This is a genomic window from Flavobacterium aquidurense, from assembly GCF_002217195.1.
Lineage (GTDB): Bacteria > Bacteroidota > Bacteroidia > Flavobacteriales > Flavobacteriaceae > Flavobacterium > Flavobacterium frigidimaris.
In genome coordinates this window covers 1-17,873 of sequence record NZ_MUGR01000001.1, presented here as the reverse complement: position 1 = coordinate 17,873, position 17,873 = coordinate 1, and the positions used below count along the sequence as shown (strand labels likewise).

The following is a 17,873-nucleotide window of genomic DNA, read 5'->3' as shown; positions in this document are numbered from 1 at the left end:
CGTTTAATTAAATTAGTTCTTCAACGTGCTTTTTGATGTTTTCTGCTATTTTTTTTGTGGGTAAATCATTTTCATCGTCTCCAAACGGATCTTCAATTTCTTCGGCAATAAGTTCTAAACTCGCCAGTACGTAAAAAATAAAAACAACGACCGGAGCTACAAAATACCCAAGACTAATAGAATAACCAAAGGGCAGCGTCATGGTGTAAATAAAAATGAATTTTTTTATAAAAGCGCTGTAAGAGTAGGGAATAGGCGTGTTTTTGATTCTCTCACAGGCACCGCATATATCCGTAAAAGCTTGTAATTCCTGGTTTAGAATAATGAGTTGATCTCCTGTAATCTTTTTTGAATCATACAGGTCATTCATTTTATGAAACATCATTCTTTTTACCTGATTCGGTTTGTGCTTATGATGATCAATTTCAAGATCTACATCGTCAAAAAGCTGTTTACTCGTTTCAGAATCATGCAGGTGTTTGTGTAAAATTTCAGCATAAGTAGGAATGAATTTTCTGAAAAACTTTCGATCATTCTCATCTTTAAGCATTGCAGAAAGCTTGATCGCCAGATTACGGCTATTATTTACAAGACCTCCCCATAATTTTCGCCCTTCCCACCAACGATCGTAGGCTGTATTGGTTCTGAAAACAAGCAGTAACGAAATCACAAAACCCAACATACCGTGCATAATCGGGATGTTATGGATATAATCGTTTTTACCTACTTTAAAATAAGCAATTTCGAGATATCCAATAATAGAAGAGTAGATTCCGATCGCGATCATTACAGGAAATAACTTTCTAACGGTATCTGATTTATGAATATGAAAAATAAAAGTAAACCAGTCTTTAGTATTATATGAGATCATTTATGTTCGTTTTGAAATCAAATTTACTTTAAAAATTAATATTTCCGGCTAATTCTTTCAATGCAATTTCAGATAATTTTGCCTCATATTGTGCGTTGCTGTAACGTACTTTTGCGTTTACATAATTCAATTGCGCCGTTCTGAAATCAAGGGTTGTAATGGTTCCTATTCTGAATTTATCAAGCGTAATATCTAAGTTTTGTTTGGCAATTGCTTGATTATCTTCTTCTAAGTCTATTAGTTCTAAGTTGGTTAAATAGGTTTGAAAAGCCGTGCTCAATTGCGTATTCAAAATCATACTTTGTTGCTCAATGGCAATTTGAGAGTTTTCAATTTGCAGTTTGGCTACTTTTTCATTTCGATGCTGATTCAATCCATCAAAAATATTCAGCGAAGCATTAAAACCATAATTAAAACCTTTTGAAGAGTTTTCGCTTGTAAATCCAAGACTCGACTGGCTTTCAGAAAAATTATAACCTGAAGTTAGATTTACGGTTGGATATCGGCTTGCTTTTACTTGTTTAAGTTGTAATTCTGCAATACGTTTATTGATAACCTGCGCTTCTAAAGCCGGATTCTGTTTTTTTGCCAGATCCATTAAATCTATCAAAACCAGTTTATTATCTACAGTGACCAAATCAGTTACTGTAAAATCGATTTGTGGATCACGTGCTAAATACTGATTCAGTAAAATTTTGGCATTTTTATAGGATTCTTTTTGTCTTAATAAAGCAACCTGATCGGTGTTTAAATCAACCTGCGCATTTAAAACTTCTAATTTTGAAGCTTTACCAATCGTGAAACGGTTTTGCGCCAATTGAACTCTTTGTTTAGAAATTACAATTGTAGTATCTAAAGCTGATAACTGCTGTTGTTGCTGCACTAAATCATAATAAGCTGAATTTACCTGACCAATTTTCATTAAAACCGTTCTTTTTAGTTCGGCATCGCCTAATTTTTGAAGCTCTTTTAACTGATCGTATCTGGCAAACATTCTCATTCCGTCAAAAACAGTCCAGCCTAAACTAACTCCATACGTTAAACTGTTGTTTTTTGCATTATTTAATGTAGTAGATGTTCCGTCCTGACGTACCTGTGTTGAGTTGGTAACGCTGTTATTATCTACAATATTAGCTGTTGCAGTTGGCAGAAGACCAGCATTTCCAATAGTTACGTTGGTTTCGCTTATTGTTGAATTATTTTTAGCAATCTTAATTTCGAAGTTATTTTCTAAAGCTATTTTCATAGCGTCTTCGATAGTCAGGATTTCCTGTGCGCTGCTTTTTGCTACACAAAACAAAAATAAAACGAGACTTATTAATGTTATTTTAGTTTTCATATGATGAATGGTTAGCTGCGAATGGACATTTTAAAAACGAAATTCACAGCTGCTATATTATTTCAAATTTTAATATCTATTTATGGCTCTCTCTTTCGTATTCTTCGATATGATCAAATTCAGGATAATGTTTTCTGGCTTTAGACCACATCAAATAAATTGCCGGAATTACAAAAAGTGTCAGTGCCAATGAGAAAATTGTTCCTCCAACAATAACAACTCCCATCCCAATTCTACTGGTAGACGCTGCTCCAAGTGACATTGCGATTGGTAATGCACCTAAGGCAATGGCCAAACTGGTCATTAAAATTGGGCGTAAACGTGCTTCTGATGCTTCAAGGATTGCTTCCATTTTTGGTTTTCCCTGTTCTCGCAGCTGATTGGCAAACTCCACAATCAAAATACCATTTTTAGTTACCAGACCAATAAGCATTACGGTACCAATCTGACTGAAAATATTCCAGGTTTGATTGAATAGCCATAAGGAGAATAAAGCTCCTGCAACGGCCATTGGCACGGTGAGAATAATAATCAACGGATCGATAAAACTCTCGAATTGTGCTGCAAGAATCAAAAAGATTAATAACAAAGCCAATCCAAAAGCAAAAGAAGTATTCGAACTGCTTTCGACAAAATCTCGTGATTCTCCACTTAAATCGGTGGTAAAACTCTGATCTAAAACTTTAGCTTTAATTCGATCCATTTCTTTTATACCGTCGCTGATACTTTTGCCCGGCGCCAAACCTGCAGAAACTGTTGCTGACATGTATCTGTTATTATGATACAATTGTGGCGGGTTACTTTGCTCTTCGACTTTTACGACATTATCCATCTGAATCAACTGACCGGATTTGTTTCTAACAAACATTGAAGTTAAATCCAATGGTTTCGAACGGTCTTTTTGATCAAACTGACCAATAACCTGATATTGTTTTCCGTTTTTAATGAAATATCCAAAACGCTGCCCGCTTAAAGAAAGCTGCAAAGTCTGAGCGATATCCATAATTGATATTCCTAAACTCTCGGCCTTTTCGCGATCGATACTTACGTTGATTTCAGGTTTATTAAATTTTAAATTGACATCTGAAGTCGAGAAAACATCACTTTTACCCACTTCACTCATGAAAAGAGGAATTTTTTCTCTTAGTTTTTCAAAATTAGGAGCCTGAATAATGTACTGAATCGGAAGTCCGCCACGTCGGTTTACGGCAATGGTAGGCTGCTGAATTACAGATGTTTTAGCATCCGGGTATTTTTTAGTCCATTTGGTTAACTGATCCGCAATTTCTTTTTGAGACTTGTTTCTTTCGTTTGGTTCTTTTAGTGAAAGTCTGATAAAACCTGAATTTGTGGCTGAACCTCCGGAACCTCCAGCGGTAATAACTAAACTTACTTTTTTCTCCGGGATAGAATCATCAACCAATCTTGACATTTCCTGCATAAAACGGTTGGTATAATCATAAGATGAACCTTCAGGAGTTGTCATACGCATCGTTACCGAACTACGGTCATCATAAGGTGCAGTTTCTTTTGGGAGTATGGTAAAAAATAAATAAATCAATCCAAAACAAGCAATAAGAATAGGGAAGGAGATCCATTTTTTTTCCATGAATCGGGCTAGAGATTCAGCATATCCGCTATTTAATTTTTCGAAAAATGGTTCGGTTTTTATGTAGAATTTCGATTTTTTCTGTTCTCCGCCTTTCATTAAATAAGCATTCAGCATTGGCGTTAAAGTCAACGATACAAAAGCCGAAATTAATACCGCGGCGCCAATCACGACCCCAAATTCCCGAAAGAGTCGGCCTACGAAACCTTCTAAGAAAATTACAGGCAGGAATACTGCAGCAAGTGTAACGGAAATTGAAATTACGGCATAGAAAATTTCGTTAGAACCTTTTATAGCTGCTTCGATAGGCGACATTCCTTCTTCGACTTTTTTGAAGATATTTTCGGTTACTACAATTCCGTCATCAACTACCAGACCGGTTGCCAATACAATTGCCAATAAGGTTAATACGTTGATTGAGAATCCAAAAAGCCACATAATAAAAAACGTAGCAATTAAAGACACCGGAATATCAATTAAAGGCCTGAATGCAATGGCCCAATCCCTAAAAAACAAATAGATAATGATGATTACCAGAATAATCGAAATCCCCAAAGTTTCGGCTACTTCATGTACCGATTTTTTTACGAAAAGGGTATTGTCAAGTGCGATATTTAGTTTAATATCCTTTGGAAGATCCTTTTTTAAAGCATCATATTTTTTGTAAAATTCTTTCGAAATATCAAGGTAATTGGCTCCCGGCATTGGCACAATGGCCATACCAATCATAGGAAGCCCTGAGGATGTTAAAGATGTTTCGATATTTTCAGGGCCTAGTTCAGCACCGCCAACATCGCTCAAACGGACAATTTTATCCCCGTCTGTCCGGATGATAATATTATTAAATTCTTCCGGTTTCGAAAGATTTCCAATGGTCTTTACCGTTAATTCTGTATTGTTTCCGGTTAATTTTCCAGATGGTAATTCTACGTTTTGTGCGTTTAAGGCATTTCGAACATCAGAAACCGTGCAGTTATAAGCGTTTAATTTTATAGGATCAATCCACAAACGCATTGCGTAACGTTTTTGTCCCCAAATTTGAACACCACTTACTCCGGGAATCGTTTCTAAACGCTGCGAAATAACATTTTCGGCATAATCACTTAATTCCAAAGAACTTCGGCTGTCACTCTGTACAGTCATCGAAATAATAGATTCACTGTCAGCATCGGCTTTAGAAACTACAGGCGGCGCATCAATATCCTGAGGCAGGCTTCGAACAGCTTGCGAAACCTTGTCACGAACATCATTTGCTGCTTCTTCAAGATTTTTATCCAGATTAAATTCGATGGTAATATTACTGCTTCCCTGATTACTGGATGATGTGATGTTTCGAATCCCATCAATTGCATTTACAGCTTTTTCAAGAGGTTCTGTGATTTGTGATTCTATAATGTCAGAATTGGCTCCTGTATAATTGGTTCTAATGGAAACCTGTGCAGGGTCGATCGAAGGAAATTCGCGAACACCCAAAAACGTATAACCAATGAAACCGAATAGAATAATCAAAAGATTCAGTACAATGGTTAAAACAGGTCTTTTTATACTAGTAGTAGATAAACTCATGTGAGATTTTGGATTTTAGAGTTCAGATTTTAGATTTTAGAAAATAGAATAAAGAAAATAGAAATAAGACTTGAAGCTTAAAACCTATAACTCAGATCTAACTCATAACCCATAACTCTTAACTTAAAATTATTTTTTTACTTTAACTTTTATAGATGCCTCATTTTTTAATGACATTACGCCACTGGTAATCAAGGTGTCTCCGGCTTTTAATCCTGATAAAATCAAAATCGAAGAATCGGTTCTTGTAGTAGCATCAACCATCACTTCTTTGGCTTTCCCCATATTGGCTACATACACTTTTTTACCGCTCTGAACAGGTACAATTGCTTCTGAAGGTACCACTATGGCATCTTTAATGGTGTTTAAAGGTAGTTTTACATCAGCAAAAGTTCCAGGAAAAAGTTTTCCGTCGATATTATCTGCAATAGCGCGAATTTTTAAAGTACGTGTTGCTACTTCAACTTCCGGTTCAATCGCATAAATCTTTGCATTATACACTTTATCTGATCCTGAAACCGAGAAATCGATTGTTGAACCCGATTTTATTTGCGAAGCATATTTTTCAGGAACAGAAAATGTAATTTTTAATTTTCCTGTATTTACTAATTTGGCCACCAAAACGGTTGGCGTAATATAAGTTCCAGGTGATATAGAACGCAAACCAATTTTACCTGAGAAAGGTGCTTTTACAGCCGTTTTTGCAATTTGTGCTCTTATTAATTGTGTTTGTGCTTTCATCGAAGCATAATCAGCATTGGCAACATCAAATTCTTCCTGACTAATAGCCTCTTTCTGAAGCAATAATTTGGCTCTTCTTTCGTTTTCACCAGCCAGACCTTCTTTGGTTACAGCCTGTCTTAATTGAGCTTTAAGTTCGATATCATTTACCTTAAACAGAACCTGGCCTTTATTTACAAAACTACCCTCAGTAAAATAAATCCCTTCAACAATTCCCGAAACTTCACTATGAATTTCTATTTGTTCATTTGCTTCAATAGATCCTGACAGGGATAAGTTATTATCGAAAGTGGCAGTTTTTACTATAATTCCCGTTACTGTGGTTGGTTTGTCTTTGTCTCCAAAATTTTTAGATTCGTCATTTTTCTTTTTATTCGAAACTATTCTATAGGTGATAAATCCTCCGATGCATATAATCAGCAGGGCATAAATAAGGTTTTTTACTTTCATAAAATTGAGGTAAATGTTTTTTTGGTATGTGTTTTTAGTAAGCCAACAAAATTAACTTTTTGAAATGAAAACGAAAGATGTTGTGTTTTATTTAACACTTGTATAATGTTAATTTTAAATGTCTTTTAACAGCTTTGTTCGCTTCTTTTTTGTAATTAGATATGCTTTGCGGAAAAAGGTTTAATAAGGTTGAATTTATTTTTACTGTTTTAATTTTGGGATTAGATAATCCGTTCCTGATTTTAACAAAGTTTGTAGAATTCTTATATAAAAAACTGCTTCATATTGAAGGTTTTAGGTCTTGAAACAGGAGAAAGTTTTTAGAAATCCCAATTTTTAAAATTCCAAATTCTAAATGTTTGTTCTAAAAAAAACTTAGAATCTTAGCGTCTCAGCCTCTTAGTGTCTTTACTTAACACTCCAAGCCTTTGTCCCTTTGTTCCTTTGCCACTTTGAACCTTTCCTAACTAATATAATTCCAGATATTTTTCTTTTTTGTCAATTCTATAAAAACGGCTTTTAACACAGCGTGTTCCGGTTTTTGTAAAGGTGCGTCTTCTTTAAGAATCTTCATGGCGTAGTTTCGGGCAAGACCCAAAATATCCCTGTCACGTACAATATCAGCAATCTGAAGGTTTAAAACACCGCTTTGCTGTGTGCCCATTAAGTCACCTGGACCCCGAAGTTTAAGATCGACTTCGGCAATTTCGAAACCATCATTTGTCTGAACCATAGTTTCCATTCTGGTTTTACTGTCAGAACTTAGTTTAAAGCTTGTCATTAGAATACAATAACTTTGTTCAGCTCCACGACCTACACGACCGCGCAGCTGATGCAATTGTGATAAACCGAAACGTTCTGCGCTTTCGATGATCATTACACTCGCATTTGGTACATTTACACCAACTTCAATTACAGTTGTTGCTACCATTATATTGGTTTTGCCTTCAGAAAAGCGTTTCATTTCGGCATCTTTATCTGCAGGTTTCATTTTACCGTGTAATATCGAAATCGAATATTGCGGGAGCGGAAAATCACGTGAAATACTTTCGTAACCGTCCATTAGATCTTTGAAATCCATTTTCTCAGATTCCTGGATCAGCGGGTAAACAATATAAATTTGTCTTCCCAAGGCGATTTCATCCCTTAAAAATTTCCAGACTTTCAGACGATTGCTGTCAAATCTGTGTACGGTTTGAATTGGTTTTCTGCCCGGTGGCAATTCATCAATTACTGAAATATCCAAATCACCATACAAACTCATCGCCAACGTTCTTGGAATAGGAGTTGCGGTCATTACTAAAACATGTGGCGGAATTTCATTCTTTTTCCACAATTTAGATCTTTGCTCTACTCCAAAACGATGCTGCTCATCGATAACTGCCAAGCCTAGATTTTGAAATTTTACTTTATCTTCAAGCAAAGCATGAGTACCGATAATGATATGTAAACTTCCGTTTTCAAGCTCTTCATGAATGATTCTTCTTGCGGCGATTTTAGTAGAACCGGTTAGTATTTTTATATTAAGATTTAAGGTTTCAGCCAACTCAGACAATCCAATAAAATGCTGATTGGCCAGAATTTCAGTTGGCGCCATCAAACAAGCCTGAAAACCATTGTCTATTGCCAAAAGCATACTCAAAAAAGCCACAATAGTTTTTCCTGAACCCACGTCACCTTGCAGTAATCGGTTCATTTGGGCGTTACTTCCCATATCTGAACGAATTTCTTTGACTACTCTTTTCTGCGCATTGGTAAGCTGAAAAGGAAGATGGTTCTGGTAAAAATCATTAAAAAGTTCGCCCACTTTTGTAAACGGATGTCCTTTTATTTTATGTTTCCGAATCAGGTTTTTAGTAATCAACTGCAATTGAATAAAGAATAATTCTTCAAACTTCAGTCGAAATTGGGCTTTTGCCAAAGCATCAGTACTTTTGGGAAAATGGATGTTGAATAAAGCGGCTCTTTTTGAAATCAGTTTTAACTCTTCGATTAAGTAAGGCGGAAAAGTCTCGGTAAATAAAGCCTGTGTTTCAATAAACAACTGCTCCATCATTTTATTGATCGTTCTGTTCGAAACACCTCTATTGGTAAGGGTTTCGGTCGAAGGATAAACGGCTTGCATGGCAGAGCGAAGGCTTTTTTCATGATCGCTTAACAGCTCGATTTCCGGATGCGCCATGCTAAACTGGCTTCCGTAAACAGAACATTTTCCAAAAATTACGCAAACTTCATTGAGTTTCAGACTTTCCCTTATCCATTTATGTCCCTGAAACCAATTGAGATCAATTTGCCCCGTATCATCCACGAAAGTGGCAACCAGACGTTTCTTGTTTTTGGCAAATTCAACTGTTTTTATATTAATGATTTTTCCAATAATCTGAACCTCTGCACCTGTGTTTTGAAGTTCATTAATCTTATAATAACGTGTTCTGTCAATATATCTGTTCGGAAAAAAATTGACTAAATCCCGATATTTATGAATGCCCAATTCCTTACGAAGTAATTGGCCACGATTGGGACCAACACCTTTTAAGTATTCAATTGGGGTTTCAAGGAGATTATTAGACATTTTATTTCAGATGGTTAGACTTTTGATCTTTAGATTTTAGAAAATAGAATAAAGAAAAGAGAATGCTGTTTTGCTTTCTTTACTTTTTTGAAAAGCGAAGATAGATTTAAATTGGGAAATTTAAAAGTCTTATCGGGTTTCAAAATTAAGCATATGAAAATTATATTGCTGATTTTTCAGTCGGTTTGTTCGTTTTGTTCTTTGTGAAAAACCGAGATTGTTAAGGCATAGAAGAATCAATTATTATTTTTATGCTGTTTAGTCGTAAAATGAAGCAACCATTTAACAGAATAAGAATCTATTAAATATACAAAGTCTTAAAAATCAAAATAAATGAAAAAAATAGGGATTGCATTCGTTCTAATTTTACTTTTCATTTCTTGTTCAAATGAAAAAGCTAAATCACCAAATCCCTCTGATTATCACGGAAAATGGACGTTAATTGAAGTAACGGGTTTTAAACCGGCCAATATTATCTTTGACAAATTGGGCTGGCAGGAATCTTATATTTTTAATATGGATAAAACATTTGTAAAAACAAGAATAAAAGATAATAAAACGACTACTGTGACTGGTAAATTTGTAATGACAAAGATTGATAATGAACTAAATTTTGAGTTGACTTATGACGAAAACAATGACATAATTGGTACCTGCAGCGGAAATTTGACTGAAAATCTGTCTATCAATAAAGAAGGATTACTGGTAAATTCCTGGCAAATGTGTGATGGCCCTGGTTTGATATATAAAAAGTCGAAATAAAAAGCTGTAAGTTTGCAGTGATAAAAAGTATTCAATTCTTGAAGTTGAATACTTTTTGTTTTTAAAACCCATAAATATGACAACACATTTAGCACTTTTAAGAGGAATCAACGTTTCCGGTCACAATATGATGAAAATGGAGGCTTTGAAAACGATGTTAGAAAATATCGGGTTTCAGAACGTACGCACTTATTTGCAATCAGGAAATGTTTTTATTGATTCTGATGAAGAAAGCGCTTCGAAAGTGGGCTTTATGATCAAACAGGAGATTTTTAAAGTTTTCGGACACGAAGTTCCAACAATCGTTATCACCAAAGAAGATCTGGAATTGTGTTTTAAAAACAGCCCTTTTTTAAAAGAAAAAGAAATAGACACTAAAAAACTTTATGTCGCATTTGTTTCTGTAGCTTTGAAGAGTGAGAATATAAATGATCTGAAGATCAGCCAATTCAAACCAGATGAAGCGAGTATTGATGGCAACAGAGTTTTTATTAAATATGCGGTTGGAGCCGGAAAAACAAGATTTGATCAAAAATATATTGAGAAAAAACTAAACGTCACAGCAACCATAAGAAACTGGAATACGGTGACGAATTTGCTGAATATGTTTAATGAATAATTAGAAAATCAGGTAGCTTTAAAAATAATTAGCTTATTCTATAATTGCTTAATTATCAAAGGTATTCTTCTTAAAAAAATGGTGTCGGCATTATGAAGGGCCCCTTTTCTGATTCCACCTCCAAACGGGTTGAATAACGCTATAGATTTCTTTTGGTAACCTTCTTTATAAATTGTTTCGTTTACCATTAGTGGTGGTGCTTCATAACCCATAAAAGTAAACTCAGAATAGCGTAATTCTTTTAATTGAAAATAACCTTTAGCATCAGTCGTGTTTTCTCCAACTTTACAGTTTTCAATGGGTTTTTTGGTAATAGAATCATAAACATAACCAATAATCTGAGGTCTTTTGCATCTGCTTACCAAACAACTTTGACAGGTAAATATGATGGTGGCTATCAGTATTATTAGGATAAAAGGTTTTCTGAGGTTGGCGTTTTTCATTTTTTTAAATTAAATCACAATACCAGAATCCAAAATCAAAAGCATCATTAGTATCGGTATCGCAGGATTTATTAGAAGAATCTTGTTCTTTAGGTTTCTCATATTTGCGATAAACGATTTCTCCAACTTCAAAATCGATAGGTTCAGAGAAAATAGGCCCGTCAAAAGTAAAAGTATGGAATTCACCATTTTCGCCGCAAACATCTACATTATCCGGTAAATCATTGATGAAGTTCTGATCGATAATTCGTCCAACAAAACTTTTATCTAAGTAGCGTTCATTGACGCAAACTATAATTGTTTTGAAACCAAGTGTTATAAATTCCTGAATTAATTGGTTTGTCGGGATTTTCCAAAGCGGAAAAACTCCTTGAAAACCAATTTTAGCCAATTGATCTTCGCGGTATTTACGCAGGTCTTCCAGAAAGATATCGCCAAAAACGGAATGTGTAATTCCCTCATCTTTTAATTCGTTTAAAGCTTCAGTCATCACATTTTCATAAACCTCCATCGTAGGCATTTCCGGAATTTGCAGGATCTTTAATGGTAACCCGATACTTTTTGCCTGAGCCTGAAGTAGATCAACACGAACGCCATGCATAGAAACACGTTGGAATTCCTGATTGACACTTGTTACTAAACATTCAATTTCAAAATCAGGGTTTTGTACTATTTTGTATAAAGCCAAAGCAGAATCTTTTCCGCTGCTCCAGTTAAATAAGGCTTTTTTGGGTGTAGACACGTCGTTATAATTTTCTATGGTAAACATACAAATTTCCTTCGATTTGTTAGTGAAACCTTTGTAACTTTGGGATTTTGCCTTCAAATTGATTTCAATGAAATACATCTTTCTTTTTATTACCAGTTTCGTTTTTGCACAGCAAACCCAATACGTCGATTTTAAATCGGTTAACGGACAATTGAAACTAAACGCCGTCGAAAAATCAGTTTCCGGAACAGTCGATTATAAGTTTGAAGTTTTAAAAGCTATTGATACGATTAAAATCGATGCCAAAAACATGGAGTTTTCTGATGTTCAGATTGATAATAAAGATGTTTTATTTGTTAATACCGGCAAAGAATTACAAATTCTGAATAAGTTCCGGAAAGCAGAAAACCATTTAACTTTCAAATATTCGGTAAAACCCAAGCAAGCTCTTTATTTTGTAAATATTGAAAATGCTGAAGTACAGATTTGGACACAAGGTCAGGGAAGGTATACCAGCAATTGGTTTCCGAGTTTTGATGATGTGAACGAAAAAGTTATTTTTAGTCTGGAAATCACTTATGATAAAGAATATCAGGTAGTTTCTAACGGAATCTTAAAAGAAAAGAAAACAAGCGGAAATGTGATTTATTGGCAATATCAAATGGAAAACCCGATGAGCTCTTATTTGCTGATGCTTGCAATTGGAAAATTTGATAAGAAAGAGTTTAGGGCAAAATCTAAGATTCCGTTAGAATATTATCTTGAAAATAAAGACACCAATCGTTTTGAACCAACGTATCGCTATTCGAAACATATTTTTGATTTTCTAGAGAAAGAAATAGGGGTGAAGTATCCCTGGCAAATTTACAGAGAAATTCCGGTTCGTGATTTCTTGTATGCCGGAATGGAAAACACAACTACCACACTTTTTGCAACACGTTATGTAGTCGATTCAATAGGTTTTGAAGATCGAAATTATACCAATGTTGATGCTCATGAATTGGCGCATCACTGGTTTGGCGATTTAATTACAGCAGAAAGCAGTACACATCACTGGCTTCAGGAAGGTTTTGCAACGTATTACGCCGCATTGGCCGAAAGAGAGATTTATGGTGACGATTTTTTCTACTCGAAATTATATCAGACAGCACAACAGATCAAATTTGCTTCACGAACAGATACAATTCCCGTTTTGAATGCTAAGGCGAGTTCATTGACCTTTTACGAAAAAGGAGCCTGGGCACTGTTTGTTTTACATGAGTCTATTGGGGATAAAGCTTTCAAAAAAGCGATAAAAAGTTATCTTAAAAAGTATGCTTTCCAAAATGTAAACACACAAAATTTCTTTGACGAGATTAAAAAAGCAGCCAATTTCGATTTAGATAAATTTCAGAAAACCTGGTTAGAATCTACAGCTTTTGATACACCCGCGGCAAACGCTTTATTAAGTAAAAACAAAGCGATTCAGGTTCGCCTGGAAGTAGATAAGCTAAAGAAAACTCCATTAGCTGAGAAACAGGATTTCTTAAGAAAGACTTTAGAATCGAATGTTTATGAAGCTGTAAAAGAAGCGATTGTCGGCCAGGTAGAGACGGAGAAATATGAGGATAAAAAGGAATTATTACAGATTGCTTTAAAAACAAATAACATACAAGTTCGTCAGGCTGTCGCAGCTTCTTTAAGTAGAATTCCGGAGGACTTTAGAGCTGATTACGAAACTTTGCTAAATGACAAATCATACCAGACACAAGAAGTCGCCCTGTATTATCTCTGGAAAAACTTTCCTGATCATCGCACGGAATATTTGGAGAGGTCAAAAAACTGGATCGGTTTTAACGATTTTAATCTTAGAACTTTATGGCTTTCACTAGCTTTATCAACACCCAATTACAGTGACAATCCAGAAGTTTTAGCTTCTGAATTAATTGCTTTTTCATCAATAAAATACGAAGCTACAACGCGACAAAATGCGCTTGAGAAATTGCTTTCGTTTAAGATTATAAACGATCAGGTACTATCGAATCTGGTCAATGCAACTACACATCATATGTGGCAGTTTTCTAAATTTGGAAGAGACTCCATTAGATTTTTATTGAAAAATTCCGAAATGCGTGCTTCGTTTGAAAGAATTTTGCCTAATTTGAACCCCGATGAACAGTTTCAATTAAATCGTTTGTTGAAAGAATAGAATAAAGAGAATAGAAGCAAGAGTATAGAAGCAAGAGTATAGAGTATAGAGAATATGGAGGATAAAATAAAGAGTAGAGATTAAAAGCGAATAGAAAAGTCTTTCTTCTTGCCTCTTTCCTCTTCGCTCTGTGTTCTAAATAAATAGAAAACCTACAATATATTTATGAAAGCATTGGTTATTTCTGGTGGAGGAAGTAAAGGAGCGTTTGCCGGTGGCGTAGCGCAGTATTTAATAGAAGAAAAAAAACACGAATATGATTTGTTTATAGGAACTTCTACCGGAAGCCTGCTCATTCCGCATTTGGCCTTGGGTCAGATCAAAAAAATTCATTCTGTTTACACCAATGTTACTATGAGTGGAATCTTTAATATTTGCCCATTTGTGGTTAAAGTTAAGGATGGAGTAGATATCGTTACAATTAATCACTTCAATGTCTTACGTCAGTTTTTTAAAGGAAAAAGAACCTTTGGAGAAAGCAAAGGCCTGCAGAAATACATTAAAGCAAACTTTTCGTTATCCGATTTTAATAAACTGAAAAAACAGCATTGTGATGTTGTGATTACAGTGACTAATTTTACTAAGAATGAGTCGGAGTATAAGTCTATAAAAGATTGTACATACGAAGAGTTTTGTGATTGGTCATGGATTTCCAGTAACTATGTTCCGTTTATGAGCCTGGTAGAAAAAAATAATTACGAATATGGCGATGGTGGATTTTCGAGTTTGGTTCCTATTCGCGAAGCTATCAATCGCGGTGCAACAGAAATAGATGTCATTATTCTGGAAACCGAAGTCAATATGGATAAAACGGTTATTGGCAAAAATCCTTTTTCACTAATGATTGATTTGTTCCGAATTGCCTTAGATCAGGTTGAAAAACATGATATTGCTATAGGAAAACTGATGGCAAATAATAAAAATGTAAAACTTAACTTATATTATACGCCAACTAAACTAACAAACAATGCTCTTATTTTTAATAAAGAAGTAATGAAAGAATGGTGGGAACAAGGTTATGAATATGCTCAGAATAAATCTGAGATTATGAGTGACAACAGGTAATATAGCTAATTATAAAAATAACCAGATTTAAAAAAATGAGTGAATTCAGATATAGCATTTGTGAACCCACAAATCCCAAAATTATTGAAATGGGAAAGATTGATTCTTCAGAGATAATAAATACATTTCAAAATTTTCCCTGGAAAGCACATTTACAAGAGATGAAGAATGCAAGGAACATATTTCACTCACCATCGCTTGAGTTCGAAAATTCAGGTAATAAAAATGCTTTGTCAATATCTGTTGTTGGTAAACCTGATAAATATGAATTTTATGTCTTTTTTAAAAGAGCTAAAATTCAAAAAACCTGGTTTGGTTTAAGTGAAAAACTTAATAATAATTTTATTTCAGAATTGACGGATCAGAACGAAGAAAAAACGGCAGAAATTTTAAAAGCTTTGGTTGATAATGATCTTGCTTTTTTAGAGCGTACATTTCAATAGTGTTTGATTTTAAAGCATCTGATTTTATAATTCAAATTCTATAAGTTCTTTTTAGTCTATTCTAACGGAATTTTTTCCGTAGATTCTTTTTCTCAATATTGACTTAATGTTTTTTATGAAAACTATAATTTTATTCTTTTCCTTTCTTTTTTCTTTAAATGGATTCTGTCAGGCAAGTTTATGCAGAACTTCTATCTGGGATAAATCTGAAGTATTTCAAAAAAATGAAGTGAATAAATATGCTGATTATGACTTTTCAGTTTTATGGAATACAACTGAAAATAATGCTGTTTATGGCATTATTGGGGATAACTACCAGCGAATGCGAATAAAATTTATTTCGATTAAAAGAAATCAAAAAAATAAAAACGAATACCTTGTTCATGGCAAATCTCAGGTCAAATCAAATACTTGTGATTTTACAGGTACGATAACTATTTTAAACATAAAAGAACTTAAAAAAGCAAAATTCGGACTTGATGATGAGTACAAAAATGCAGGTATAAAAAGTCAGGGATTATTAGCGGCCAGCTATAAGTTTATCGAAGATAAAAAACAAAAGAATACGGGTGAGTTTCAGGGAAAGTTAGAAACTATATTTTATGTTGCTAAAAATAACGCTGTAAAGTATCACGATATTGAAAGTTACAGAGATGGTTATTTTAATAATGCGTTTACCGGCACATGGAAATCTAATAATTCCGTCCAGGAAAAGATATGCAACTGGGGAGATTACCGAATTCCTAATATAAATTGTGACTTTGATATAGGAGCGGGAGAATTAAGCGTATCTAAAAAATACCTGAAAAATGGATGGCTGGACAAGCCCAATGAAAAATGGTGGAAATAAAAAAGTTGACAAGATGAATTAAATTATAATTGATCTTGTCAGAGTAAATTTTACCACAATCCTGCCACTTCGTTTTTAATATATCCGAGAGCGGCATTGCTAGGTGATTGTTTCTCTAATAAATCATTCAAAATTTTCTCACGCAACTTATCAGCGCTGTCTACGCGATCGCTCATTGCAGCTTTACGGATGATTTGTATCGTTGAGTTTTTTGCTGTAGTAATAATTGTCCAACATTCGTCAGACATATATATTTGCTGCGTTAGATTGTGCTCAAATTCCTGTTCAATCTGATCGATTACAAAGTTTTCATAATCGTGCTTTTCGTTAGAAATGGGCGCAATTCTGATCAATAATTTAGTCAGGTTAATACGCTCTAAAAATAATGTCATACGTTCGTAAGCCTGGAGGCGTATTGGCAAAGATTCTTTATGAGCTTCTCTGTTCAATAAAAAATTACGTTTTTTATCATTGTTCTTTATGTGTAATTCAAAAAAACTGTAAGCGACAAATCCGGTAACAATTGCAGGTAAAGTATAACTGGCCAATTCTATAATCCTTGTAAAATCCATTTGGTTCAAATTTTCAACAAAAATATAATTTTTAGGGAGAAATCCACTTTAAAATAATTGTAATAAATAAAATGGAAGTCTACTTTTGTATATTCTTCTAAAACTGCCTGAAATACACTATTTAATGGATTCATACATCATAATTTTTCTTTGTTTAGTAGCATTTGCAGCCGGATTTATTGATGCAATTGTTGGTGGCGGCGGATTGATCCAAACACCAATGGGATTGATTTTGTTGCCCTATTTACCAGTTTCAACAGTAATCGGAACATTAAAAATCCCGGCTTTTAGCGGAACTGCTTTTGCGGCTTTTCAATACATGAAAAAAGTAGTAATTCAGTGGAAGCTGCTAATAATCATGATGTGTCTGGCTGTGCCTTCAGCATTTTTAGGATCCACTTTGCTTACTATGGTGAGTAATGACTTTATGAAACCGCTTTTGCTGGTAGTCTTGTCTTTATTGTTTGTATACACGTATGCAAAGAAAAATTTCGGGCAGCATGTTGTAAAAGACCATTCTCCTGCAACACAAATAATTTATGCAGTGCTCATTAGTGTCATCGTTGGTTTTTATGATGGATTTATTGGCCCGGGAACCGGTAGTTTTTTTGTAGTGGCTTTTATTGCTCTTTTAGGTTTCGACTTTTTACATGCTTCTGCGAATGCCAAAATGGTAAATCTGGCAACCAATTTCGGATCTATTTGTTTGTTCGCCATAAAAGGAAAGATTATTTGGTCAATCGCAATTCCTATGGCGATTAGCAATGGGCTTGGCGGATGGCTTGGCGCAAAACTGGCGATTAATAAAGGAAATGGTTTTATCAGGATTTTCTTTTTGATTGTGGTTGTAGGTACGTTGATTCGATTTGCTTATGATGTATTTTATAAATGAAGTTTCTGAGGTTCTAAGTTTTGCTAATACTTACAATGAAAACTTTATAAATTATTTGTCTTCTAAATTAAATTCCTAAAAAAAACTTAGCATCTTAGAATCTTTGTAAGTCAGCAACTTTCTTAAATAAGCCAATTGTTTCTAATCTAGCCCCGATAGAGGCCTACCGTCTGGACACATCT

The 17,873-nt window shown here is 34.5% G+C and carries 15 protein-coding genes; 7 read left to right on the top strand and 8 right to left on the bottom strand.

What is annotated here, in order from left to right:
• Positions 1 to 7 precede the first annotated feature (7 nt).
• The 5 genes from B0A67_RS00075 to recG form a co-directional block, all read right to left on the bottom strand.
• Positions 8 to 871, bottom strand: coding sequence for a bestrophin family protein (locus B0A67_RS00075; RefSeq protein ID WP_072953395.1), 864 nt, complete (start codon positions 869 to 871; stop codon positions 8 to 10).
• A gap of 28 nt (positions 872 to 899) precedes the next feature.
• Positions 900 to 2,210: a TolC family protein gene (locus B0A67_RS00070; protein WP_072953393.1), complete on the bottom strand. Its 1,311-nt coding sequence runs from the start codon at positions 2,208 to 2,210 to the stop codon at positions 900 to 902.
• Between the two features lie 76 nt (positions 2,211 to 2,286).
• Complete coding sequence (locus B0A67_RS00065; RefSeq protein WP_072953391.1) at positions 2,287 to 5,385, bottom strand: efflux RND transporter permease subunit; 3,099 nt, start codon at positions 5,383 to 5,385, stop codon at positions 2,287 to 2,289.
• 129 nt (positions 5,386 to 5,514) lie between these two features.
• The gene (locus B0A67_RS00060; RefSeq protein ID WP_072953389.1) at positions 5,515 to 6,576 is read right to left on the bottom strand and encodes an efflux RND transporter periplasmic adaptor subunit; all 1,062 of its coding nucleotides are present in this window, start codon (positions 6,574 to 6,576) and stop codon (positions 5,515 to 5,517) included.
• A gap of 463 nt (positions 6,577 to 7,039) precedes the next feature.
• Positions 7,040 to 9,148, bottom strand: a complete 2,109-nt coding sequence (gene recG / locus B0A67_RS00055; RefSeq protein ID WP_072953387.1) for an ATP-dependent DNA helicase RecG — start codon at positions 9,146 to 9,148, stop codon at positions 7,040 to 7,042.
• Between the two features lie 333 nt (positions 9,149 to 9,481).
• Between recG and B0A67_RS00050 the strand changes: the two genes are divergently transcribed.
• Complete coding sequence (locus tag B0A67_RS00050; protein ID WP_072953386.1) at positions 9,482 to 9,910, top strand: hypothetical protein; 429 nt, start codon at positions 9,482 to 9,484, stop codon at positions 9,908 to 9,910.
• Between the two features lie 76 nt (positions 9,911 to 9,986).
• On the top strand, positions 9,987 to 10,529 hold the full coding sequence (locus B0A67_RS00045; RefSeq protein ID WP_072953384.1) for a DUF1697 domain-containing protein: 543 nt from the start codon (positions 9,987 to 9,989) through the stop codon (positions 10,527 to 10,529).
• Positions 10,530 to 10,567: 38 nt separating this feature from the next.
• Here the strand turns inward: B0A67_RS00045 and B0A67_RS00040 are convergent, their stop codons facing one another.
• Positions 10,568 to 10,972 carry a peptidase associated/transthyretin-like domain-containing protein gene (locus B0A67_RS00040; protein ID WP_072953382.1) on the bottom strand — a complete coding sequence of 135 codons (405 nt, stop codon included), beginning with the start codon at positions 10,970 to 10,972 and terminating at the stop codon, positions 10,568 to 10,570.
• A gap of 4 nt (positions 10,973 to 10,976) precedes the next feature.
• Complete coding sequence (locus B0A67_RS00035) at positions 10,977 to 11,741, bottom strand: Dph6-related ATP pyrophosphatase (protein WP_072953381.1); 765 nt, start codon at positions 11,739 to 11,741, stop codon at positions 10,977 to 10,979.
• A gap of 67 nt (positions 11,742 to 11,808) precedes the next feature.
• Between B0A67_RS00035 and B0A67_RS00030 the strand changes: the two genes are divergently transcribed.
• The 4 genes from B0A67_RS00030 (at position 11,809) to B0A67_RS00015 (ending at position 16,227) form a co-directional block, all read left to right on the top strand.
• On the top strand, positions 11,809 to 13,869 hold the full coding sequence (locus B0A67_RS00030; RefSeq protein WP_072953379.1) for a M1 family metallopeptidase: 2,061 nt from the start codon (positions 11,809 to 11,811) through the stop codon (positions 13,867 to 13,869).
• Between the two features lie 165 nt (positions 13,870 to 14,034).
• Complete coding sequence (locus B0A67_RS00025; protein WP_072953378.1) at positions 14,035 to 14,934, top strand: patatin-like phospholipase family protein; 900 nt, start codon at positions 14,035 to 14,037, stop codon at positions 14,932 to 14,934.
• 89 nt (positions 14,935 to 15,023) lie between these two features.
• Entirely contained in the window at positions 15,024 to 15,377 is a 354-nt protein-coding gene (locus B0A67_RS00020; protein WP_084074390.1) for a hypothetical protein, read from the top strand.
• Between the two features lie 115 nt (positions 15,378 to 15,492).
• Entirely contained in the window at positions 15,493 to 16,227 is a 735-nt protein-coding gene (locus B0A67_RS00015; protein WP_123887297.1) for a hypothetical protein, read from the top strand.
• Between the two features lie 50 nt (positions 16,228 to 16,277).
• Here B0A67_RS00015 and B0A67_RS00010 read toward each other — a convergent pair whose 3' ends face one another.
• The gene (locus tag B0A67_RS00010; protein ID WP_072953372.1) at positions 16,278 to 16,799 is read right to left on the bottom strand and encodes a DUF7935 family protein; all 522 of its coding nucleotides are present in this window, start codon (positions 16,797 to 16,799) and stop codon (positions 16,278 to 16,280) included.
• A gap of 124 nt (positions 16,800 to 16,923) precedes the next feature.
• Between B0A67_RS00010 and B0A67_RS00005 the strand changes: the two genes are divergently transcribed.
• Entirely contained in the window at positions 16,924 to 17,691 is a 768-nt protein-coding gene (locus tag B0A67_RS00005; protein WP_072953369.1) for a sulfite exporter TauE/SafE family protein, read from the top strand.
• Positions 17,692 to 17,873 lie beyond the last annotated feature (182 nt).